Annotated in this window: 21 protein-coding genes; 9 read left to right on the forward strand and 12 right to left on the reverse strand. The window is 46.4% G+C overall.

Translation table 11 applies throughout. The features are described from left to right. Nucleotides 1-13 precede the first annotated feature (13 nt). Nucleotides 14-1168, reverse strand: coding sequence for a DUF1223 domain-containing protein (locus JT717_RS05630; RefSeq protein ID WP_240347854.1), 1155 nt, complete (start codon nt 1166-1168; stop codon nt 14-16). 12 nt (nt 1169-1180) lie between these two features. Continuing rightward, the gene (locus JT717_RS05635; protein ID WP_205509225.1) at nt 1181-2125 is read right to left on the reverse strand and encodes a heme-binding domain-containing protein; all 945 of its coding nucleotides are present in this window, start codon (nt 2123-2125) and stop codon (nt 1181-1183) included. A gap of 151 nt (nt 2126-2276) precedes the next feature. Here JT717_RS05635 and JT717_RS05640 point away from each other — a divergent pair, with 151 nt between their 5' ends. The 4 genes from JT717_RS05640 (at nt 2277) to JT717_RS05655 (ending at nt 5473) form a co-directional block, all read left to right on the forward strand. After that, entirely contained in the window at nt 2277-3296 is a 1020-nt protein-coding gene (locus JT717_RS05640) for a sensor histidine kinase (protein ID WP_205509226.1), read from the forward strand. Then, on the forward strand, nt 3277-4038 hold the full coding sequence (locus JT717_RS05645; protein WP_205509227.1) for a LytR/AlgR family response regulator transcription factor: 762 nt from the start codon (nt 3277-3279) through the stop codon (nt 4036-4038). Before JT717_RS05640 ends, JT717_RS05645 begins: the two co-directional genes overlap by 20 nt. A 200-nt stretch (nt 4039-4238) precedes the next feature. Continuing rightward, nucleotides 4239-4760 (forward strand): hypothetical protein, encoded by a 522-nt coding sequence (locus JT717_RS05650; protein ID WP_205509228.1) that lies wholly within the window; start codon nt 4239-4241, stop codon nt 4758-4760. Between the two features lie 38 nt (nt 4761-4798). After that, entirely contained in the window at nt 4799-5473 is a 675-nt protein-coding gene (locus JT717_RS05655; protein ID WP_205509229.1) for a hypothetical protein, read from the forward strand. Between the two features lie 102 nt (nt 5474-5575). Here the strand turns inward: JT717_RS05655 and JT717_RS05660 are convergent, their stop codons facing one another. Together JT717_RS05660 and JT717_RS05665 are read right to left on the reverse strand one after the other, a co-directional pair. Beyond that, nucleotides 5576-6901, reverse strand: coding sequence for a citrate (Si)-synthase, eukaryotic (locus tag JT717_RS05660; RefSeq protein ID WP_205509230.1), 1326 nt, complete (start codon nt 6899-6901; stop codon nt 5576-5578). Between the two features lie 157 nt (nt 6902-7058). After that, entirely contained in the window at nt 7059-8159 is a 1101-nt protein-coding gene (locus JT717_RS05665) for an LptF/LptG family permease (RefSeq protein ID WP_205509231.1), read from the reverse strand. Between the two features lie 318 nt (nt 8160-8477). On the opposite strand from JT717_RS05665, the gene JT717_RS05670 reads away from it, so the two are divergent. Both JT717_RS05670 and JT717_RS05675 read left to right on the forward strand, forming a co-directional pair. Continuing rightward, complete coding sequence (locus JT717_RS05670) at nt 8478-9263, forward strand: carboxylesterase family protein (protein WP_205509232.1); 786 nt, start codon at nt 8478-8480, stop codon at nt 9261-9263. Nucleotides 9264-9477: 214 nt separating this feature from the next. After that, a complete protein-coding gene (locus JT717_RS05675; RefSeq protein WP_205509233.1) occupies nt 9478-10725 on the forward strand; it encodes a sialidase family protein in 1248 nt (415 codons plus the stop codon). Nucleotides 10726-10751: 26 nt separating this feature from the next. On the opposite strand, the gene tgt is transcribed toward JT717_RS05675, so the two are convergent. Next, nucleotides 10752-12026, reverse strand: a complete 1275-nt coding sequence (gene tgt, locus JT717_RS05680) for a tRNA guanosine(34) transglycosylase Tgt (RefSeq protein WP_240347855.1) — start codon at nt 12024-12026, stop codon at nt 10752-10754. Nucleotides 12027-12321: 295 nt separating this feature from the next. Between tgt and JT717_RS05685 the strand changes: the two genes are divergently transcribed. From JT717_RS05685 to JT717_RS05695, 3 genes are all read left to right on the forward strand, one after another. Further along, complete coding sequence (locus JT717_RS05685; protein WP_205509234.1) at nt 12322-13461, forward strand: glycosyltransferase; 1140 nt, start codon at nt 12322-12324, stop codon at nt 13459-13461. After that, nucleotides 13431-14081 carry a 16S rRNA (guanine(527)-N(7))-methyltransferase RsmG gene (gene rsmG / locus JT717_RS05690; RefSeq protein WP_205509235.1) on the forward strand — a complete coding sequence of 217 codons (651 nt, stop codon included), beginning with the start codon at nt 13431-13433 and terminating at the stop codon, nt 14079-14081. Before JT717_RS05685 ends, rsmG begins: the two co-directional genes overlap by 31 nt. Nucleotides 14082-14157: 76 nt before the next feature. Further along, nucleotides 14158-14802: a response regulator gene (locus JT717_RS05695; protein ID WP_205509236.1), complete on the forward strand. Its 645-nt coding sequence runs from the start codon at nt 14158-14160 to the stop codon at nt 14800-14802. Between the two features lie 451 nt (nt 14803-15253). Here JT717_RS05695 and JT717_RS05700 read toward each other — a convergent pair whose 3' ends face one another. The 7 genes from JT717_RS05700 to JT717_RS05730 all read right to left on the reverse strand — a co-directional run bounded on the left by JT717_RS05700 (nt 15254) and on the right by JT717_RS05730 (nt 21741). Continuing rightward, entirely contained in the window at nt 15254-17275 is a 2022-nt protein-coding gene (locus tag JT717_RS05700; RefSeq protein WP_205509237.1) for a M1 family metallopeptidase, read from the reverse strand. Between the two features lie 214 nt (nt 17276-17489). After that, on the reverse strand, nt 17490-17945 hold the full coding sequence (locus tag JT717_RS05705; protein WP_205509238.1) for a PepSY-like domain-containing protein: 456 nt from the start codon (nt 17943-17945) through the stop codon (nt 17490-17492). Between the two features lie 254 nt (nt 17946-18199). Continuing rightward, nucleotides 18200-18865 (reverse strand): 16S rRNA (cytidine(1402)-2'-O)-methyltransferase, encoded by a 666-nt coding sequence (gene rsmI, locus JT717_RS05710; protein WP_205509239.1) that lies wholly within the window; start codon nt 18863-18865, stop codon nt 18200-18202. 75 nt (nt 18866-18940) lie between these two features. After that, nucleotides 18941-19297 (reverse strand): four helix bundle protein, encoded by a 357-nt coding sequence (locus tag JT717_RS05715; RefSeq protein ID WP_205509240.1) that lies wholly within the window; start codon nt 19295-19297, stop codon nt 18941-18943. A gap of 71 nt (nt 19298-19368) precedes the next feature. Next, on the reverse strand, nt 19369-19614 hold the full coding sequence (purS, locus tag JT717_RS05720) for a phosphoribosylformylglycinamidine synthase subunit PurS (RefSeq protein ID WP_205509241.1): 246 nt from the start codon (nt 19612-19614) through the stop codon (nt 19369-19371). Further along, entirely contained in the window at nt 19611-20375 is a 765-nt protein-coding gene (pssA, locus tag JT717_RS05725; protein WP_205509242.1) for a CDP-diacylglycerol--serine O-phosphatidyltransferase, read from the reverse strand. The genes purS and pssA overlap by 4 nt, the downstream gene beginning before the upstream one ends. Before the next feature lie 76 nt (nt 20376-20451). Beyond that, a complete protein-coding gene (locus tag JT717_RS05730) occupies nt 20452-21741 on the reverse strand; it encodes an aminopeptidase P N-terminal domain-containing protein (protein WP_205509243.1) in 1290 nt (429 codons plus the stop codon). Nucleotides 21742-21883 lie beyond the last annotated feature (142 nt).

The following is a 21883-nucleotide window of genomic DNA, read 5'->3' on the forward strand; positions in this document are numbered from 1 at the left end:
GAAGCCATGCCTGTTAGTTAAGCCGGGTAGCAGCAGTGATCCGTCCAGTACCGGTATGCTGCAGAAAGCCGATCAGTTCCCAGCCATCTTTGGTATAATCTGCAGGCAGACTGATAGTGGCATGGCCACTGGGTTTCACTTCCACGGGAAGCAGTTGCCGCACTACCTGCACATGGGTTAAAGCACGGCCTTCATTTTCACCAGCCATTACCTGCGTGGCTGCATGCTTTTGTACCAGGGCCAGGAACAGGGTTTTATTTCTTGTTTGTCCCGTCAGTTCATAGTTCACCGTTAGTTGACGATCCTGCTGCTGACCTGTCAATGTAAGTGTATTATCAGCCGCTTTGTTTACCTCAGAGGTCACGGCCTTTACGATCCGCGTCTCATCCGAACCAACATACTCGCTTGCACCATTCACGACTGCCTGGGGCGTATAGATCGATTCTACCCGTAACCAATCGGCATAGCTGCGCTGTCTTTCGGTATAGGCGCGGTCACTGAACCGGTCTTTCCAGCCCTGGTGATCCCAGTAGTCAACATGATATGCGATCACGTATACGGGTTGACTGGCATTATCCTGCTGCAGCTTTTCCAGCAATTTATCTGCAGGCGGACAACTCGAACATCCTTCCGAGGTAAACAGCTCTACCAGCGCAAAACCTTTGTTATCTACCGGCGTCGATCGCTTATAGTATGGAAAAAGAGAAACTTTTGCATCCAGGATCGTTTGTACCCGGCCGGTGGTATCGGCAGTGGCGCCCGAAGCCTGCCGGCGATTCTCATAAGAAATACGATAGCCAGTTCCTGCATTTTCCGGGCGCGGTTCAAGGGAAACCGTTTCCAGCTGCTGCAGTTCGCCATTGATCTTGCTGCCATACCAGCGGGTATTATCCTGCTGTTTATAAGTAGCCAGCGTATAGGATTCGCCGGCAGCATGTTTTCCGGTATCACTGGCATGGTATTCCATAGCCGCCGCATTACCATACAATACCGACATCGTGCCTGCTTTTTCATTGATCCAATGCGTGATCACCTGTAAGCCACTGTCGTTAAAGGCGTATTCCCTGATGTTGAGCTCTTTACCAGAGACCTCGTTACAGCTGCTCAAAATCCCTGCTGCAAGAAAGACAGCGAATACCAACTGCATTGCTTTCATGTATGTTACCATAGTTATGTAGATTTAATTTTTTGTTGGCAGGTCAAATACAAAACCGGTAGTGGCGGCAGCCTTATGACAGGAAGCACATTTTGACGGTTCTGTCGCGGTACCATAAGGCTTTAATGCTGGTCCGTCGAAGCGGGCATATCCCCATCCATCGGTGTCTTTAAATTGTTGCGCATCGCGGACCATATATTGAATATTGATGAATTTCCCCGGCCGTACATTCCCTTCTCCATCTTCCAGTTTCTCCCATACCAGCTTGGCTATTATCGCTCCATCGGGAAAAGGATGAATTTCTTTACGCTTTATTGCTTCCATGGCAATGGCATTCGCATACATGATACGCATACTGCCATTGTCGAATCGCGAAGTAGTGCTCATCACCTGCCAGCTGTGGTAATCGGGCATATGTTGTATTCCGTTATAATAAACCCGTAAATTGCCAGGCTGCGGTTGCTGCACCTGTTGCATACGCTGTTTGGCAGCGGCCTGCACTTTTGCAGTATCATTGATCGCAGATACTATCGTTGTGTTCAGGTAATTCTTTAATACAGTAAGATCTGCTGCGCTCACCTTCGACTGTGGATGTATAGCGGTGTAGGCAGGCAGCGGCATGCGGCCGGCGTTGGCCATATTGTACATTTCCCAAAGCAGGCTTTTTTGTTCATTGGCCGACAAACTATCCCAGGTTGAAAAATTGAAATGCTTCCGCCCTTCCTGCACATCGCGGGATACAATGGCGGAAGCAATGGGCAACTTATCGTACCAGCGAATATTGGTTTCATTGCTATGGCAATCATAACAGGCTCTTTCCAGCAGCTGTTTTACTTCCTGCGGCACCTTGATCTCACCGGTAACCGGCGGATTAGCGACCACTTCATTGCTCAGCGAGACGGCGGTTACGGCTACCACTGCTGTGGCTACCAGCCCTGTGATTATTTTTAATGTTGACCATTTCATCATTTGCTTTGCTATTTGCTGTTTGATGATGCAAATTGAAAGCAAAGCCGTCACATGAAAAGGCAGAAAACCGTGTAGTAGGCATATTGGCACCTGAACCAGGCAATTGAGCGGTTCAATAATCGGCCATTTAATTCTACATTTGACCCATCGAATGAGTACAAACAATTTCACCATTTCCGGTAAAATAATCTGGCTAAGCTCGCTGGCGCTCGGCCTGTTGGTGGCTGTTCCGAAATTTGCAGAACGGCATTTTAACCTGTATGAAACGCTGGTCAATTCCGGAGTGACCACGCTGTTCGCGCTTTTCGTGTGGTATTATAATATTCGTACGCTGCCTAAATACAGCTACCGGGATATTGCCAAAGGCTTTTCTGTTAAACGATTGCTCATCAGCCTTGCCATGGGTATCGGGGTCATGTTCTTATTAGCCCTATTGCAGCAATTACTGATCTCATCCATTGATTTTGGGCCTGCCATGTTAATGATCGAGATCCGTGGGGTGCTGGTGAATGTAACCTTTTACATGTTCATTCACTTCCTGTATCAAAACTACCTGCATCAAAAAGTAAGTATCGAACTGGAGCGCACCAGGATGGACAATCTGGCCGCCCAATATGAATTGTTAAAACAACAGGTGAATCCGCATTTCCTGTTCAATAGTTTGAATACGCTGAAATACATGGTGGAAAACAAAGATGAACACTCGGTGGATTTTATTCTGAAGTTATCTGACTTCTATCGATTTACCCTCGAAAGCCGTAAGCTCGACCTGATCCCTGTGTCGGAAGAACTGAATATCCTGGAAGCCTATATTTTCCTGTTAAAAGCAAGGTTTGAAGACGGGCTCGATATTTCCATCAACATAGATAAAGCGCACTATACTTCTTATATGCCTCCCTTTACCCTGCAGTTACTGATCGAGAATTGCATCAAGCATAATATTGTGTCGCTCGAAAAGCCACTGCAGATCAGGTTGTATTCGGAAGGTGCATTTATCATTGTGGAAAACCAGGTACAGCTGAAAAGAACAAAGGAGTCATCAATAGGCGTAGGGCTTGAGAATATTCACCAGCGGTATCTACACCTGTTAGATAAAAAAGTCATTGTGGAACCTACCCCATCTACTTTTACGATAAAACTACCTGTTGCATATGAGAATCGTCATCATTGAAGATGAAATAAAAGCGGCCAAATCACTCACCGGTATGATTGCAGCAGTAAGACCGGAAGCGAAGGTGCTGGCCAATTTACAGAGTATCGAAACTGCGGTAAATTATTTTTCTACCAATGAACACCCCGACCTGGTGTTTATGGACATCCAGTTGTCAGATGGACTGGCGTTTGAAATATTTGCTTCCGTAAAACTGAATTGTCCGGTTGTATTCTGCACCGCCTTTGGGGAATATGCGATGGATGCCATTAAAGCGAACGGTATCGATTATATCTTGAAGCCGTTCTCCAAAGAAGAAGTGCAGAAAGCTTTTGATAAGGTAGACAACTTTAAAAATTTCTTTCAGCAAAATACCCTGCCCGATCTGAACCGGCTGTTTGAGAAGGCGGGCGCTCCTCAATGGAAGACCAGTTTCCTGGTATTTAAAGACAACAAGTACGTTACCGTTCAAACCGAACAGATCGCTTTTATATATATCCGCTATGAAACCACTACCATTATGAGCTTCCAGGGACAGTCCTTTCCCCTTACCCAGTCAATGGAACAGGTGCAGGAGCAGTTATCACCCCGGCAATTCTACCGCTTAAACCGGCAATACCTGGTAAACTTCAGTGCGATCAAGGAAGTGGAGCATTATTCTGCCCGAAAATTATTTGTAAAGCTGGTGCTGCCCACGCCGGACGAGTTATTGATCGGCAAAGAAAAGACCACCGCTTTTTTGCAGTGGATGGGTGACCGGTAGCAGGGTCTTGCGCGCACCACCCGCTCTTATTTTTGTTGGCCGGAAGCCACAGCATTTCAACTCTTTTCAAATTAATATATCTCTAATGACAAAGTTCGGCGGTACATTATGGATTTCATGGATCAATTACTATCTTACAGGCGATTTCGAATATCGGTCTCAGCCAATAAAATTACGGTATCCTAACCCCGAATATGACAATGAAAAGATTTGTTGTGGTTCTACTGGTCTTACCTTTTTTAATGAATTGCACACCTGACGAAAAGGAAAAAGCAAAAGAAACCAAACAAAAGACCAGTACAACAAAAACCAAAACGGCTAATAAAGACAAAGCCGCTTCAGCCGCCAAGGCTGCTACTTCCAAATCCAGGTTGGAGTTCATTCAGTCTATTCCAGGCTCTATCGACGGCTGCGGCGAATTCTTTACGTACGACTCCGTTAAACTTTCTGACGAAAAATATATTTTCTTATCCGATATGGGCGAAATGGCGATCATTCGCATCAAAGGAAAGGATGTTCAACTTAAAAAAAGCACCCGGGAATCAAAACAGATCAATGCCACCAATTCTGTAGAAGTGTATTACGCCGTGGGTTATAAAGTCGTATTGCGCAAAAAAGAAGTGAAAATGGTTGACCAGCTCTATGAATACACAGGCACCTTACAAATAACCGGCAAGAAATACAAGGTTACCTATAAGGTTAGGGGCGAAGGTGGGTGTTAGGCTTCCGGCAAAAATGACAATTAACCCTATAACCCTGCATGAAAAAACTATTCTACCTGGTCTGCCTCGCCGGTTTAGCCAGCTGCGAGCAAAGCAAACCCATCAAATCAAGGGTTAAAAGACAGCAGCCACTGAACAGCAGATACAAGAGCCTGTTTGAGCTCTATCCGAATATTGCCATTGATACCCTTTGGGTGTACTCACCGGATGATTCCCTGACCGCTTATAATGGCCGCGCCATCGATAGCCTTAATGCCCGCTTCTTCCCGATGGAAATGGCGCAACAGCATTTCAATGAACCGGGCTTGTTTGCTGTTTATAAATTCGCGATAGACAATAACCGGTTAGGGTTGCTCACCAGGACCCCTTCAGAGTATGTTCCTTCTTCCATTAAATTGTTCATCTACGATAAACGGAACGACAGCCTGACTTCTTATATTGAATTGGGCGAGCGCTGGGGCGATGCAGGCGACTGGATGATCAAAAACAGCTGGCTCTTCCGCGATAGCAGGAACCGCTTACAGGCACTGATCCATGTTACCCAGGGGCACGATAACAGCGTTGATGACCCCAGCGATACAACAACCGTTGAAGAAGATCTTTATACCCTGCTGGATCTTTCGAAAGATCAGATCGACACCATTTTTGCCGAACAGCAAAAACTGCCGGCAAGCTATAAACAAATCATCAGCAAAAAGACAAGGATCCGATAATCCACGTTAAATGATCCACCATTCACCATTGACCATTCACCAAAGAAAAAACCCCGTCCCTGACGGAACGAGGTTCAGCTATATTAACCGGGGGCAATGATCTTATTCTCCCCAGATCTCGTCTTTTCCCTGCAGCCAGCTTTTTACCAGTTCGGTAGTTACTGACTTCGGCCGCTCGATGGCAAAACCCAACGCTCTGTCCCAAATGAGGCTGGCCAATACACCCAGCGCGCGGCTTACGCCAAACAGCACGGTGTAAAATTCATATTCAACCATTCCATAATGAACCAGCAGGGCGCCGCTATGCGCATCTACGTTAGGCCATGGGTTCTTCACCTTACCCAGTGATTCTAAGATCGGCGGCACTACCGCATATACATTCCATACGATTTGCACGAGCGGGTCATCGGGAAAATGACGTTTCGCGAAATCCATCTGGGCGGTGAAACGGGGATCCGTTTTACGCAGTACGGCATGGCCATAACCGGGTACTACTTTTCCTTCGCTCAGCGTTTTGCGCACATACGCTTCGATCTGTGCTTTGGTAGGCACTTCGGTTTTCAGTTCTTTCTGCATTTCCATGATCCATTTCACCACTTCCTGGTTAGCCAGGCCGTGTAAAGGACCAGCCAGTCCGTTCATACCTGCAGCCAGGCTCAGGTAAGGATCGCTTAATGCCGAACCTACCAGGTGTGTGGTGTGGGCCGATACGTTACCGCCTTCATGGTCGGCATGAATGGTCATATACAAACGCATCAGTTCTTTAAAGCTCTCATCTTCGTAACCGAGCATATGCGCCAGGTTACCAGCCCAGTCGAGCAGGCCATTGGGTTGAATATGCTGATTGTTGCGATACTTACGGCGATAGATATAAGCAGCTACACGGGGCAGGCGGGCCAGCAGGTCCATTGAATCGTCGAATACAGCCTCCCAATAATCTTTTTTATTCATTCCCTCGGCATAACGGCGGGCGAAATTGCTTTCCGTTTGCAGGGCCATGATACCGGTCACAAACATGGTCATGGGGTGAGCGGTAACAGGTAAAGCATCGATAGCAGCGAATACGTGATTGGGAACATGTGAACGGCGCTGCCAGCTGCTGGTGATATATGCTACGGCTTCTTCATCGGGCAGTTCACCGATCAGCATCAGGTAGAAAAGTCCTTCAGGTAAAGGTTCATTACCGCCGGGGATCTTGGGCAGTTTTTCCTGCAGCTCGGGGATGGAATATCCACGAAAACGTATACCTTCTTTTGCATCGAGTAATGAAGTTTCTGAAACCAGGCCGGTTATTCCGCGCATACCCTGGTAGATCTGAGATAACTGTACTTCTCCGATCTTTTTATTACCATGTTGCTTTAACAGATCTTTTAACTCGGCTGAAGAGGCTTCTGCCTTTACCTTGAACCTATCCTTTAGAATTCCCATGATGCTGTATAATTATTTGTAAATATGTAATAATGAGGGCAAAAGTTTGCTAAAGTTATAACAAACCCACTCAAAACAGTAAAATTAATTCAGCAATGATTTATATAGAAATAAACAACAATCGTTAGCCCATATTATTATTTTCATAATGCGTGCTTTACTTGGGTGCAATCCGATACAACCAGATAGCCACAATAGAAAAAATAATATTGGGAGTCCAGGCAGCAAGCAGCGGTGGAAAGTTTCCCTTGGTTGAAAAAGTAAGGGAGAATTTATCCATCACTACGAAGAAAGCTGCCGTAATAATACCAACTGCCAGGTGCAGGCCACTGCCACCGCGCGTCTTGCGTGAGGCTACTACAGCTCCGATCATGGTGAGTATGAAAACTGAAGTGGGTGTAGCGTCGCGCCGGTACCGTTCAACTTTATAATCGTTCAACCCTTCAGCACCCCTGGCTTCCTCGCCCTTTATGTACCTGTTCAGTTCGGGCGTGGTCATCTTATCCTTCAGGTATTTGTCAAATTTGATCTCATTCGGTTTCAGGTTCAGGTTCAGCGTCATTTCAGGAATGATCTTCGAAACCTCCTTTACGCCTGCAATCTTTCGCTCGGTCACATTCTGCAATTTCCAGGTCTTCTTTGCGGTATCCCAGCGCAGATAATCGGCCCGCAGGTTATAGGTCAATTTGGTACCATTCAGCCGGTTCATATAAAAATCGTTGGCCGATTTGCTGGAGGTATCGTAATTGCGCATGCCGGCAAAGGTATTGCCGTCGATGCGGAAATAATAGTTTCGGGTACGTTTGGCGGCTTCGCCCTGCTCATAGGAACTTTTACTGTCGATATAGGTTGCCTGAAAATTCCCGCGCAACAATTGTGCTTTGGGAATGAAATACTGGGTGGCTATCCAGAAAATGCCGCCCAACAGTAAAGCGCCTAAAAAATACGGGCGCAGCATGCGGTTGAACCGAACCCCACCGGCCAGGATAGCTACCAGCTCACTTTTACCCGCCATTTTTGAGGTGAAGAAAATGACCGCAATAAACACCATCAGCGGAAAGATCATCGAGATGATGAAGGGAACAAAGCCGAAATAATATTTGGTAATGATCTGCGAAGTAGAGAGCCCTGACTTTACAAAGTCGTCGGCCTTTTCACTGGTATCGATCGCCACGGCAATTACCGAAAAGATCAATACCATGAAAACAGTCGTAGAAATGAACTTTTTTAATATGTACCAGTCGATTTTCTTTATCATTCGGTAAAAACGCACTGTAGGCGGGGCAAATGTAGCAGAAAAATCGGGCAGTTTGCAGGCAATTAGAATGTTCTAATACAACTTTAAGAAAAACGAATGCTGCTGCAAGCTTCAGGTGCAGGGGGGAAGAAGAGCTGCAGGTTCCCGGTTACCAGGCACCGGTTGTCCGTTAACAAATGCTGGCAGCCGCAAAATAGTCCGGCTTTCGAAGCAAAAACCGGGAAACTGGCGACCGGCAACCGGTAACAATTGCCTGAAACCTGTAACTTGTAACCTGAAACGCTCATACAAGCAACATCTTTAACTAATTGACGAACGATGTATAAACTATTAACTACCTTATTCTGGCTTATCGCCATGCAGACCATTTCGGCACAGGTAAATGACCTATATGAAAAAAAAGAATTCATCAGCGGTAACGATACGCTGCGTTACCGGGTGCTGTACCCCATCGACTATCAGGCTGATAAAAAGTATCCGCTGATCGTGTTCCTTCATGGTTCAGGCGAAAGAGGCAGCGATAATGAAGCGCAATTAAAACATGGCGGCAGGCTGTTTGCCGATTCCGCCAACCGCCGTAATTTCCCCGCCATTGTTATCTTTCCCCAATGTCCGCAAAACGACTTCTGGTCACGGATCCGGAGAGAGCCTAATAAAAAAGATTCATTGGGAAGCTTCAGCTTTCCTTCTGAACAACCCATTGGCAGGAGCCTCGACCTGGTAAGCCGCCTGCTCGATTCGCTGGTGGCCAGCAAACTGGTGAAAACCAAAAAGATCTACCTGGGTGGTTTGTCGATGGGTGGTATGGGCACCTTTGAACTTTTATGGCGGAAGCCGAATTTCTTTGCGGCGGCCATTCCCATTTGCGGTGGCGGCGATCCGCAAAAAGTAACGGTATATGCGCGGAAATTTCCCATCTGGCTATTCCATGGCGATAATGACCAGGCAGTACCGGTGGGTAACTCGCGGCTTATGTACAATGCGCTGAAAGCAGCCGGCGCAAAAGCAAAATACACGGAATACCCAGGTGTGGGCCACGATAGCTGGAATAACGCGTTTGCAGAACCCGAGCTTCTGCCCTGGCTGTTCAGGCAGAAAAAATAATCTAATTAAGTTCTACATATAGGCTACATGTCGCTTCAGGCGGACTGATCTTTATCCACTTACTTCACATTCACATTTTCTGTGAATAACATATGGCTGAAAGCAACTTTCAGCGTGATCCCCGTATTGCCCGAAATACATATTTGGAAATACGGCCAGAAATAGCTTACTTTATTATGTAGCACATAATCTGCATAATCTTAAAACTGATTGCATGAAATCTAAACGATCTGCCTGCCTTAACCGGTCTATATCCGTATGGCCATTACTTTTACTGGTTCTTATCTTTGGCTGCCATAAAAAGGCACAGCCGGCCAAAGAGACCGATCAGAACCCGGACAACGAAAGAATAGCCACAACAGAAGCATCGCCTGTTCACACCAGCATGCGGCTTTTTGACGGAGGCAATGAAAGCATTTATCACTCTTTTCGTATTCCCTCGATCATCAAAACCAAAAACAATACGCTCATCGCTTTTGCGGAAGGCAGAAGATGGAACCCAGGTGATTACGGCGATATCAATGTCGTATTCAAAAGGTCCTTCAATAATGGCGCAAGCTGGACGGCTCTTGGTGAAGTGGCCGCCAGCGGAACGGGCACCTGGGGAAATCCTACAGCAGTATACGATGCCAACCTGGGCGAAAACGGTCGTCTATGGCTGTTTATGTGCTGGAATGATGGCGCTATCGACGAATGGAGCGATTTTGACAGCTGGGGCGATAGAAAGGTATATTCGTCCTTCAGCGATGATAATGGCACTACATGGTCAACTCCCAAAGATATGACCAGCACCCTGGTTCCCCCCAATTATAAATGGGATGCTGTAGGCCCGGGTATCGGTATAAGAACAGCCTACAGTCATGCAGGCCGGCTGATTGTTCCTGCACTGGGCAGAAATATTTACAGCGATGACCATGGCGTTACCTGGAAGTATCAGCTTATTCCCGGCACCACCGATGAAAGCACTATCGTAGAACTGATGGATGGCCGTTTGTTGAGAAATGACCGGCCCAATACAAGCGCATGGACAAGCGCCAAAAAAAGAAGAAAATCATTTGGCACTATTGAAGGCGGCTTTGAGGCGTTTGCGCCTGATAATGCCTTAACCGATCCCAAGTGTGAAGGTTCAATGATACGGTACAATACCGATGCACCTGCAAGAATAATGTTTCTGAATCCAAATGATATTGATCAACGCTGCAATATGACCGTGCGCATCAGTTACGACGAAGGATTAACATGGGCAAGAAGCAGGGCTATTTTTGACTGGAATACCTGCGATTATGCAAATATTACCGTTGCAAAAGGTGGTTACTCCTGCATGGTAAAAACGGCCGACTACTGTGTGGGCGCATTAATTGAGATCAATGAAAATGTTCACAGCAGCAGCACCAGTAATAAATCCATAGAATTCCATAAGTTCAATCTACCCTGGATATTGAATGGTAATACCGAACCGTAATTCCTCCAGCCGCCTGAAGGGGGTTCTTACAAGCGGGTCTGCAACCTGGTTACCATCTCATTCTTCCAACTGATAAAATCGCCTTGCAGAATGCGCCTGCGTGCCTCACGCACCAGCCATAAGTAAAAGGCCAGATTGTGTACGCTGGCGATGGTGAGTCCTAGGATCTCCTTTGATTTTACCAGATGCCGCAGGTAGGCTTTGTTGTAGTAATTGCTGATGTGGCAATCGATGCCATCATCGATGGGTGAGAAATCGTGCTCCCATTTTTTATTGTCGATATTGATCACGCCCTGCGAAGTGAACAGCATGGCATTGCGGCCATTGCGGGTAGGCATCACGCAGTCGAACATATCCACGCCCAGCGCAATACATTCCAGGATGTTCCAGGGAGTACCCACCCCCATCAGGTAGCGGGGTTTATGCGCTGGCAGGTTGTCACAGCACAAACCGCAGAGATCGTACAACATATCATCGGGTTCTCCCACGCTCAGTCCGCCGATCGCATTGCCGGTAGCGTCTTTGGAAGCAATGTATTCGCAGGAGGCTTTGCGCAGATCGGTATAGGTGCTGCCCTGTACAATGGGGAACAGGTTCTGGGTATAACCGTATTTATCGGGCGTTTCATTGAAACGTTTAAAGCAACGGTCGAGCCAGCGATGGGTAAGGTGCATTGACTTTTCGGCATATTTATAATCGCTGGGATAGGGCGGACATTCATCAAATGCCATGATGATATCGGCGCCGATATTCCGTTGTATATCCATCACCGATTCGGGTGTAAACAAATGGCGGGAGCCATCAATATGCGACTGGAACAATACGCCCTCCTCACTGATCTTGCGGGTGCCGGCCAGGGAAAAGACCTGGTAGCCGCCGCTGTCGGTGAGTATGGGCCTGTCCCACCCTTTAAAGCGGTGTAAACCTCCTGCCTTTTGCAGCACATCGGTACCGGGGCGAAGGTATAAATGATAGGTATTGCCCAGGATGATCTTGGCATTGACCTCTTCTTTCAACTGCTGTTGGGAAACCGCTTTCACACTGCCTACTGTTCCCACAGGCATAAAGATGGGCGTTGGTATTTCACCGTGGTCGGTGACAATATGTCCGGCCCGGGCTTTAGACTGGTTATCGGTATGCTGTAAGGTGAATTGTAAAGCGGCCATTGTTTTTGAAATTGGGCGCAAAGATAATCCGTTCCCGGTTACCAGTTTGCCGGTTACTGGTCGGGTTACCAGTCGCCGGTTAGCAGTGGCCGGTTGCCGGTTGCCAATTGCCAATTGCCGATTGCCGGTTGCCATTTGCCGGTTGCCGATTGCCAATTGCCGGTTGCCGATTGCCAATTGCCGGTTGCCGATTGCCAATTGCCGATTGCCGGGTGTCGGTTTGCCGGGGCTACATTCCCTGCAACCTGAAACCAGGAACCTGCAACCCGTAATCCTTAACTGTTTCACCATTAATTTGGGTCATCGTACGCACCGTTAATTTCCCCATGGCTGTTGATTTCTATGGGTACAACTTGAAATTAAAAACTGATTAGTTTATCCTATTTTCGTGCAAAACCTTCACGGAACCGTGCCTAAATTAATTTCTCTTATGGGCGAGATATCAACGTTTTTCATTACCTGGTGGCCTTGGATCCTGTTCTCTTTATTTTGCCTGGTTACGCTGATCCAGTTAATTTATTACATCGTTTTTTTCAGGCGCGTGGCATTTTTTAAACCCACTGTGAAAGAAAAGTCGCAAACACATCCCGTGAGCATCATTGTTTGCGCCCGTGATGAAGCCAATAATCTCACCCGCTATTTGCCCGGCGTGTTGGTGCAAACCTACCCTACTACCCATGAATTAATCGTCGTAAATCATAACAGCCAGGATGAGACCCGCTACCTGCTCGATGAATTTAAAAAGACCTTTAAGAACCTGCAGGCCATCAACCTCGAGCAGGAAGCATTGGGCATACCCGGAAAAAAATATCCGCTTTCCATTGGCATTAAAGAAGCCAAACACGAAATATTATTACTTACCGATGCCGACTGTGTTCCTGCATCCGAATTCTGGTTACAGAAAATGCAGGATGCCTATCATGACGGTGTGGAGATCGTACTCGGCTATGGCGCTTATAACAAAAAGCCCGGCATCCTGAATAAACTCATCCGCTTCGAAACCTTTCATTCAGCCCTGCAGTACATGTCTTTTGCGTTGGCCGGACTACCGTACATGGGTGTGGGAAGAAACCTTTCCTACAAGCGGGAATTGTTCTTTCGCACCAAAGGTTTCTCTTCTATTAACCATGTAGCCAGCGGAGATGATGACCTGTTCATTAACCAGGTAGCCACCAAACACAATGTGAACGTGGTGCTTGATCCCGATGCCTTCACTTTATCGGAGCCCAAACGCCGTTTCGGCGACTGGATAAGGCAGAAGAACCGCCACTACAGCACTGGTAAATTCTATAAACCGGTTCATAAATTCCTGTTAGGATTATACTCCACTTCCCACTTTTTACTGTACCCTCTTTTTGCATTGTGCCTCGTGTTCTTCGACTGGCGTTTGACATTGGCTGTATTCGGCCTCCGCTTCATCTGGCAGGCCGTGGTATATTTCAATGCCATGAAAAAGATGAATGAAAAAGATCTTTTTTTCTGGTGGTGGATTTTAGATATCTGGATGTTCATACATTATTTCATCTTTGCTCCTTCATTATGGAGAAAGCCCAACAAAAACTGGAACTGATCACTAAGTATTTCAGTGATTTCACCCCTGCCCAGCTGCAACAGCTTGCTGCCCTCGAGGGGTTGTACAGCGACTGGAACAGCAAGATCAACGTTATTTCGCGCAAAGACTTCGACAGCCTGTACGAGAAGCATGTACTGCATTCTTTGGCCATTGCCACTGCATTTGAATTTGCTGCCGGTTCAACCATTGTTGACCTGGGTACCGGCGGCGGTTTTCCCGGTATTCCCCTGGCTATCTTTTTTCCGGAAGTCAGATTTCACCTGGTCGATAGCATTGGCAAGAAGATAAAAGTAGTGAACGCGGTAGCCGAAGCACTGGAACTGAAGAATGTAACTACCGCCCATAGCCGCATAGAGGATGTGAAGGACAAAAAGTTCGACTTTGTTGTATCAAGGGCGGTAGCGCCCCTGAAAGACCTGTGGAAATGGTCGAAACCGCTGTTAAAGAAGCCGGCTCCCAACAGCACCAATCAAAAACCAGGGCTCATTTGCCTGAAAGGTGGCGACCTGAGCACCGAGATCGCCGAAAGCGGTTGCAGACCGCGCGTTATGGAAGTGTTTGAGATCTTTGGGGAAGAATACTTTAAGGATAAGTATCTGCTATACGTACCGGTTTAGCCTTCCTGTAAGGGGGGTGTGTAAAACTACCTATAAGTGGTATTTTACGTTTCGGCAAAAAAAGGAACTTTGTACCATGATGGATATTACTGTATGTATCGTAGATGATACGAAAGATATTCGGTCTGCCCTGGAACAGATCGTAACTATGTCGGAAGGATACCGGTTATTGGGTAGTTGTGCCACGGCAGAAGAAGCACTGGTAAGGATCCCCGATTGGAAACCGAATATTGTGCTGATGGACATAAACTTAGGCGAAGGGGAAAGCGGGATTGATGTAGTGCGGCAGCTGAAAGCTGAATATGCCGATATCCTCTTTATGATGTGTACGGTGTACGAAGATGACGAAAAGATCTTCGAAGCATTGAGTGCCGGCGCCAGTGGATACATTCTTAAGAAAACAGCTCCCCATAAATTACTGGAAGCGATCAGGGAACTACAGGAAGGCGGTGCGCCTATGAGCAGCCAGATCGCCCGCAAGGTCGTTGCTGCTTTTCAAACCAAAACAGCAGGCGCTGAAGCCGCTGAAAACTCACTCAGCGTTCTATCTAACCGTGAAAAAGAGATCCTCGAATTGCTTGCTAAAGGCATGCTGTATAAAGAAATAGCAGCCAGTTTGTTCATCAGTCAGGAAACCGTTCGCAAACACGTGTATCACATCTACGAAAAATTACATGTTAATAACCGCGTTGAGGCCATTAACAAGTTCTTTGGCCGTTAGGAAAGTGAGCAGCGGCGGGTGCAACCAGGCAAAATTACCCACTAAGTAGTATTGTTTTAATTATAATACGATCCTAGCTTTGCATCTGGTTGTCACATCAAATACTTATATGCCATTTTACCTTCCCTGTGCTCTGTTTCAATAACCTTATTAGATAAGGGAAGCCATTCATTAAGTTGAATGGCTTTTTTTATTTATAACGGAATTCGAAGATTGAGAGCCTCCGTTGTAACACGATAATTATAATTAGCTGATGTGCTGATTTGCTAATGTGCTAATGGAAAACACGATATCTAACAATTAGCTTATGTGCTGATTTGCTAATCTGCTAATGGAAAACACGATATTTAACAATTAGCTGATGTGCTGATTTGCAAATGTGCTTATGAAAACGCAAAGGTTGTATTTCATTAGCTAATCAGCACATTAGCAAATCAGCACATTAGTATCCCTACCAGGGAATATCCAGTTTATTATTCTTTCTGTCTATATCTGCCAGCCGCATGGAAGGATCGATCTCGATGACCTTCAGGTCTGTAAGCTTGCGGTCGATCTCAAAAGTATACTGGGGATGCGTCCATTTCCAGGGCTCATATACATTCCGCGGTATAGCAGCGTCTTCAACCGGCTTCGCGCCAAACATCAGATACATGGGCACATAGGCCATCAGTTTGCTGCCATCTTTAAAGGTGATCAATACATCCATCGGCATGGGCATATTACCCAGTCGCCTTAGCCTGATCTTTGATTTACCATGTTCTTCCCATAAACTATCGATACCGTAATCGATGGTCTTGGTGGTGTTCACAAAATACTCGCGGTACCAGTCCAGCTTAATATCACTCGTCTTTTCAGCTACGCGGATAAAGTCGTTCACATTCGGATGTTTAAAACGCCATTGGTTATAGTAATTCAGCAGGATCTTGTCCCGCACCGGTGCGCCTACGATATAACCCAGCTGCTCCATGAACACCTCTCCTTTGGAATAGGAGGCAATACTATAGGCCAGATTGGTCTCAAAATGATCGGCATGTGTGGTGAGCGGTTCTTCGAGCCTGCTGGCCACCAGTCCGAAATAGTTATCATACGCATCCTCATGCGGATTGGCAGTTCCCACGTAAGACCTGCTGGTAGTGAGTGAATCAACAAGTACTTTTTTACGTGGACCGGTTCCAACGGCACTTTGTTCAGCCAGCTGACCCGAGACGGTCTGGTAATAATTGGTCACCAGCGTGGAGGCATAACTGGTAAATCCTTCATCCATCCATGCATACTGCGATTCATTGGTGCCCAGCATCATCTGGTACCAGCTGTGCATCCATTCATGGATGGCGGTGCTTATACTGGGGCCCACCAGCAGGGTACCCATTGGATATTCCATTCCCCCATCGCCCCCATGGATGAACGTATATTGCTTGTAGGGGTAAGCGCCGAATTTCTTTTCAATGTATGGTAGTACGATCACCGCCATATCGGCTACGCGTTTCCATTGCTCCTGGAAGTCTTTGATATAGTTTTCTGCCGTACCATATTTCTTCTTATTGTCATCGGTCATTCCTTCGAACACCTTGCGCAAATGAGCGGCATCGTTGTTGTAGATGACATGTATGACCGGACCGCCGGATATTGTACGCGTCAAATGCGCATAATCAGGATCGGCTGCCCACATAAAGTCATGCACGTTAGGTGCTACAAAACGCCAGGTAAGTGTTGAGCCGGCCGGTTTGGCTACTTTTGCGCCTGCCTCTTCATAACCGAAGCCAATCTGGTTGGCATTTTGCAAATAGCCGGTACCGCCGATCAAATAGTTCTTGTCGATGGTAATGTTCACTTCATAGTCGCCCCAGACACCGTAGAACTCGCGGGCCACATAAGGCGTAGGATGCCAGCCTTCATAATCGTATTCACACATCTTCGGATACCACTGGCTCATGGAATACCGCACGCCGGTTTGCGGATTATCACGGCCGCTGCGGCGGATCTGCAAAGGCACCTGCGCTTCAAAATCCATCTCAAATACCACTTTGGCTTTGGGCAGAATGGGTTGGGTGAGCGGCACTTCCAGGATTGTTTCCTGGGTGTTGAACTTCTGCGCCACACCATTCATTTTTAAAGAAAGCACTTTCTGATAGCCGATCTCATCTTCTTTCAGGTATAAAATTCGGTCACGCACCCGGCCATCCCAGTCGGCCCGGTTATTGATCTTTTTCTGTCCCAGTACCCGGCTCCGGTTATCCATCATGCTGTTGGGCTGAAAGGCATTCCAGTATAAATGATAGAATACTTTTTTCAGGGTATCAGGTGAGTTATTGGTGTATTCCAACCGCTGTTTGCCGGTAAACCGGTTCGTGGTCACATTCATGGCAACATCCATCGTATATTTTACCCGCTGTTGCCACCTGTCGGGCTGGCCCCATGCCACCAGAAAGAGGAGGGTACAAGTGCAAAGAGTATAAAACCTTTTTCGCATCATTCCTGTAGTTTATATTAAAATAGTTTTCCGGTGCGGAAGGTAGGCAAAAAAGAAAAATTACAAACAGTTATAAGTTATAACCGGTTAATACGATAAGCGTTTGGCAGCTTTCTGCATGAATAGGGCCCGGCCGCAGTATAAAACAAAAGATCCCCCCGGAAAAACCGAAAGGATCCATGATATATGTGGAGTTATTGATTAAAAGGTGAATCGCCTACAACTTGATATTATCTCTTAAGAGGCGGCCGGTACTATCGAAATAGAGGTGTTTTTTCTGAATGTCGTTCTTTTGAATTTCGAGGCGGTACTGTGTCTTTTCTTCCCGCAAGGCTATCTTATATACTTCTTTGATGGTCCATTCCTCTGCATATTTACTTTTCTCGAAGCCGTCTTTAATGGCTGGGCTCAGCTCGCTTTCAGGGATCTTGTTCTCGGTGTTCTGCCAATCGCCTTTATTGGTAAATTTTGCTTCGTAGTGTACATTATCCAGGTCAAAGGAGGCGGTAAAGCCGCTTAAGCGGTCGCGCCATTCCAGGTTAGTGGCCATGGGATATTTACGTCTGAATGCTTCGGTTACTTCTGCCGGTACTTTACGCACCTGTGCATCAACGGTACTGTATATGGTAAGAGCCAAAAAAAGCGCCAGACAGTAATACATGATTTTTTTCATACTAAAAACGTGTTGATTGATTAATACCATGCAAATTTCAAACCCTCATGTGAAAAGAAAAACATAAAATTGGCGATTGGCCAATTTGCTGCTCTGTTAGTACAAGATCGATCGGGAAGTTGAATAGCGTAACAGTTACCTGTTAGTGCATACCGGTTTCGGGGCTTGCTTTGCAGATGTAAAAGATTGTAATGCAACCAGCATTTAACATGCGGCGCCTGGTAAGCGGCAGCCGGCTACTGACAACCGGCGACTCATTCTTTACCGGCAAGTACAATTACTATTTCCCCCTTCACTTCTTTTTGCTGAAAATGCGCTACCAGTTCCTGCAAGGTACCATGCGCATTCTCTTCGAACATTTTGGTGAGCTCGCGGCTTACACTGCATTGGCGGTCGGCCCCGAAGTATTCAACAAATTCCTGCAGGGTCTTAAGCAGGCGGTGGGGCGATTCATAAATGATCATGGTGCGATCTTCTTCGGCCAGTTTCTTCAACATGGTTTGACGGCCTTTTTTGGGAGGAAGAAAGCCTTCAAACACAAAGCGGTTCATGGGTAGTCCGCTGTTCACGAGTGCGGGCACAAAGGCAGTGGCGCCTGGCAAACACTCTACTTTTATTCCCTGTTTAATGCATTCGCGCACCAGCAGAAAAGCTGCGTCGGAAATACCTGGTGTACCGGCATCCGATACCATGGCCATGGTCTTTCCTTCCTGCAACTGGTGAATGAGGTGTTGTAAGACCTGGTGCTCATTATGTTGATGATACGCTGTAAGTGGCCGTGAGATCTGGTAGTGATTTAACAATTTACCCGACGTGCGGGTATCCTCAGCCAGGATGAGATCCACCTGCTTCAACACCTCCAGGGCCCTGAGCGTAATATCCTGGAGATTACCTATGGGAGTAGGAACGAGATACAGCATAGTATCAATGTGCTAATGTGCTGATTTGCTAATGTGCTGATTTGCTAATGAACGCATGCCTTGTTAGTAACAAAGTTAATTTCTTCTTGAGGTTGCCAGTATCTTAGTCAATACTCTTTGAATTTCATTCAATTTAACGATAAGATCTTTACAATCAGGATAACCTTCTGACTGATCACACAGCATTAGCCAATACTGTGTTTCATCCGCTTCCTTGGCTGCGACCTTCATTTTGTGAATGAAATCGTTCTTACTTTCAGCATTCTGTGCCTCCATGGCATTGGCACAAATGGAAGTACCGGATCTTAACAATTGATTCGTAATTACAAACTTTTTTAAAGCTTCTAACTGCTCACAATATGCTATCAGCTTCAATGAAAAATCGAATGAAAGCCTTAAGATCATGTTTTCCTTGAATAGCACCTTTTGCATAAAGATCATTTCGTTTACAAAAGCTGCTACTATTCAGAATACAACCATTAGCACATCAGCACATTAGCTAATTAGCTAATTGAAAGTTCAAAGTATTCCATTACCGGGTTGGCGAGTAACTTCCTGGAAGCTTCTTCGGCAATGGCTTTTGCCTGGTCAGGGGTGTTGGCTTCTACCTGCAGGGTGATATTTTTTCCTACCCGCACATCCTGAATATTGCCTAATCCCAGATTTTGTAATCCACCCATTACGGCTTTTCCCTGCGGATCGAGCAATTCTTTTAACGGCATTACCTTCACCTGAACTGTATAGGTCATGTGGTTTTATTTTTGAACGCCAAAGATAAGATGATGTAAAGAATAAATACAACCGGTACAGCCAACCATTTTAAGAATATAGCTGCAATTATGGCTGCTAACAGTAAAATCAGCTTGGGTAAATTGCTTTTTACCGAGAAGTTCTTAAATTTCAGCGCCATCAGCGGCAAATTGCTCACCATCAGATAGCTTACCAGTAATATAATAGCATACCACAACCATTTATTCTGCATCAGGCTTACGGCTTCCGCACTTTGAGAATACCAGTAAATAAGCGGGAAAGACGCGATCAGTAAACCTACAGCAGGTGTGGGAACGCCTTTGAATCCGTATTGCTGTGAATCGTCGATATTGAATTTGGCTAACCGGTAAGCGGCCGCACAGGGAATCAACAGGGCCGGCATTAACCAGATGACCGGTATTTCAATGCCATTGGGCTGCGATGCAAAACTCAATCGCAGGAACTGGTAAACGATCAAACCCGGCGCCACGCCAAAGCTCACTACATCGGCCAGGGAATCGAGTTCTTTGCCCAAAGCAGAAGTAGCATTGAATAAGCGCGCCGCAAATCCATCTAAAAAGTCAACTACAGCAGCCAGGGCAATGAATAAAGAGGCCATCCATAATTTCTCGGGGATTTCGATCAACTGGGTACCCTGTTCATCACTGACAATGATAATTCCGTTCTGCAGTATGTAAATGATCGCAATACAGCCAAAGAATAAATTGATCAGTGTAAACAGGTTTGGTATGTGTTTCATGCTTGCAAATTAGCAATTGAGTATTAGTCTTTTTTTAGTTTTCATCAGCACATGAGCAAATCAGCACATCAGCTAATTATTTCTTCATCATCGCTTCAATATCCTCCGCCTTTATGGGAATCTTTGCCATCAGGTCTTTGTTGCCGGTACGGGTGATCCACACATTATTTTCAATCCGGATTCCCATTTGCTCTTCCTCTATATAAATCCCCGGTTCAATAGTGAATACCATCCCTGGTTTTATGGGTTCGGTACGCGTACCCAGATCATGTACATCGATGCCGAGGTGATGCGAAATGCCATGGTATAAATATTTGCGGTAAGCGCGGTTGTCCTTGTCTTCGTTCTTAACATCGCCGGGCGACAACAAACCCAGCTTCACAAATACTTTGGTAGCTTCCGCCCCTACTTTTTCGGTATAATCCACAATGCTGATGCCGGGCTTTAGAATACTTTTCGCATATTCATGCAGGCGCAAACAGCCTGTATACACTTCCCGCTGCCTTTTCGTAAACTTTCCATTCACCGGTACCGTGCGGGTAAGGTCGGCGCAATACCCGCCATATTCAGCGCCAAAATCCATTAATACCAATTCGCCATCCTTACATTCCTGGTTATTCGATATATAATGCAGGATGCGCGCCCGGTCGCCACTGGCTATGATGCTGCTGTATGCCGGCCCCGTAGCCCGCTGCGACAAAAACGAATGCCAGATCTCCGCCTCTATTTCATACTCCATCACGCCCGGCTTAATGAATTTCAACAGTCGTTCAAACGTCTTGTGGGTGATTTCTATTGCCTGTTGTATAACAGCAACTTCCTGCGGCGATTTGATCGCCCGCAGTTCTTTCATTATACGGGCGCTGCGCCTGTACTGATGCAAAGGATAGCGCTTGCGCATCGCTTCTGCATACCGGTAATCGCGTACCGGCACCAGGCTGCCCTTGCGATCATTCTCATTGGTGTTCAAATAAATGGTTTCGGCCAGATGTATCCAGCCCTGTAATGCCGCCTCGAGGCTGTCGAGCCAGATCACGGTTTGCATACCCGAGATCTTCCTGGCTTCATCAGCGCGCAATCTTTTTCCATCCCATTTCTCCTTTAATTCATTGGGCCGTACCAGCACCAGCACTTCGCGGAACTTGGGATCGGGATTATCCGGAAACAGGATCAGCATCGTATCTTCCTGGTCGATACCACATAACCAGTACAGATCACTGTTCTGCTTAAAAGGGTGCAGGGCGTCGCCATTGGTGGGCAGTTCATCGTTGCTGTTGAAGATGGCTATGGAGTTCTTTTCCATCCGGGCCACAAAGTTCTTGCGGTTCTGCACAAAAATGGCAGGATCGAGCGGCAGATATTTCATGTAGTAAGAGTTTCATTGAATGAACCGTAAAAATAGAGTAAAAGGGGCAAGCGATGTGATGCACAAACACCATTTTAACGATTAAGCCCACTTAACCAGGTAATTGCCACTCCTGAACATCGATCAAAATCTGAATAAAAAC

The organism is Longitalea arenae (genome assembly GCF_016924755.1).
Taxonomy (GTDB): Bacteria; Bacteroidota; Bacteroidia; order Chitinophagales; family Chitinophagaceae; genus Niastella; species Niastella arenae.

What these genes read in the sequence shown, in the direction of transcription:
- JT717_RS05630 (WP_240347854.1), bottom strand. Translation starts at nt 1,168, where the DNA reads ATGGTAACATACATGAAAGCAATGCAGTTGGTATTCGCTGTCTTTCTT.
- JT717_RS05635 (WP_205509225.1), bottom strand. Translation starts at nt 2,125, where the DNA reads ATGATGAAATGGTCAACATTAAAAATAATCACAGGGCTGGTAGCCACA.
- JT717_RS05640 (WP_205509226.1), top strand. Translation starts at nt 2,277, where the DNA reads ATGAGTACAAACAATTTCACCATTTCCGGTAAAATAATCTGGCTAAGC.
- JT717_RS05645 (WP_205509227.1), top strand. Translation starts at nt 3,277, where the DNA reads ATGAGAATCGTCATCATTGAAGATGAAATAAAAGCGGCCAAATCACTC.
- JT717_RS05650 (WP_205509228.1), top strand. Translation starts at nt 4,239, where the DNA reads ATGAAAAGATTTGTTGTGGTTCTACTGGTCTTACCTTTTTTAATGAAT.
- JT717_RS05655 (WP_205509229.1), top strand. Translation starts at nt 4,799, where the DNA reads ATGAAAAAACTATTCTACCTGGTCTGCCTCGCCGGTTTAGCCAGCTGC.
- JT717_RS05660 (WP_205509230.1), bottom strand. Translation starts at nt 6,901, where the DNA reads ATGGGAATTCTAAAGGATAGGTTCAAGGTAAAGGCAGAAGCCTCTTCA.
- JT717_RS05665 (WP_205509231.1), bottom strand. Translation starts at nt 8,159, where the DNA reads ATGATAAAGAAAATCGACTGGTACATATTAAAAAAGTTCATTTCTACG.
- JT717_RS05670 (WP_205509232.1), top strand. Translation starts at nt 8,478, where the DNA reads ATGTATAAACTATTAACTACCTTATTCTGGCTTATCGCCATGCAGACC.
- JT717_RS05675 (WP_205509233.1), top strand. Translation starts at nt 9,478, where the DNA reads ATGAAATCTAAACGATCTGCCTGCCTTAACCGGTCTATATCCGTATGG.
- tgt (WP_240347855.1), bottom strand. Translation starts at nt 12,026, where the DNA reads ATGGCAACCGGCAATCGGCAATTGGCAATTGGCAACCGGCAACCGGCC.
- JT717_RS05685 (WP_205509234.1), top strand. Translation starts at nt 12,322, where the DNA reads ATGGGCGAGATATCAACGTTTTTCATTACCTGGTGGCCTTGGATCCTG.
- rsmG (WP_205509235.1), top strand. Translation starts at nt 13,431, where the DNA reads ATGGAGAAAGCCCAACAAAAACTGGAACTGATCACTAAGTATTTCAGT.
- JT717_RS05695 (WP_205509236.1), top strand. Translation starts at nt 14,158, where the DNA reads ATGATGGATATTACTGTATGTATCGTAGATGATACGAAAGATATTCGG.
- JT717_RS05700 (WP_205509237.1), bottom strand. Translation starts at nt 17,275, where the DNA reads ATGATGCGAAAAAGGTTTTATACTCTTTGCACTTGTACCCTCCTCTTT.
- JT717_RS05705 (WP_205509238.1), bottom strand. Translation starts at nt 17,945, where the DNA reads ATGAAAAAAATCATGTATTACTGTCTGGCGCTTTTTTTGGCTCTTACC.
- rsmI (WP_205509239.1), bottom strand. Translation starts at nt 18,865, where the DNA reads ATGCTGTATCTCGTTCCTACTCCCATAGGTAATCTCCAGGATATTACG.
- JT717_RS05715 (WP_205509240.1), bottom strand. Translation starts at nt 19,297, where the DNA reads ATGCAAAAGGTGCTATTCAAGGAAAACATGATCTTAAGGCTTTCATTC.
- purS (WP_205509241.1), bottom strand. Translation starts at nt 19,614, where the DNA reads ATGACCTATACAGTTCAGGTGAAGGTAATGCCGTTAAAAGAATTGCTC.
- pssA (WP_205509242.1), bottom strand. Translation starts at nt 20,375, where the DNA reads ATGAAACACATACCAAACCTGTTTACACTGATCAATTTATTCTTTGGC.
- JT717_RS05730 (WP_205509243.1), bottom strand. Translation starts at nt 21,741, where the DNA reads ATGAAATATCTGCCGCTCGATCCTGCCATTTTTGTGCAGAACCGCAAG.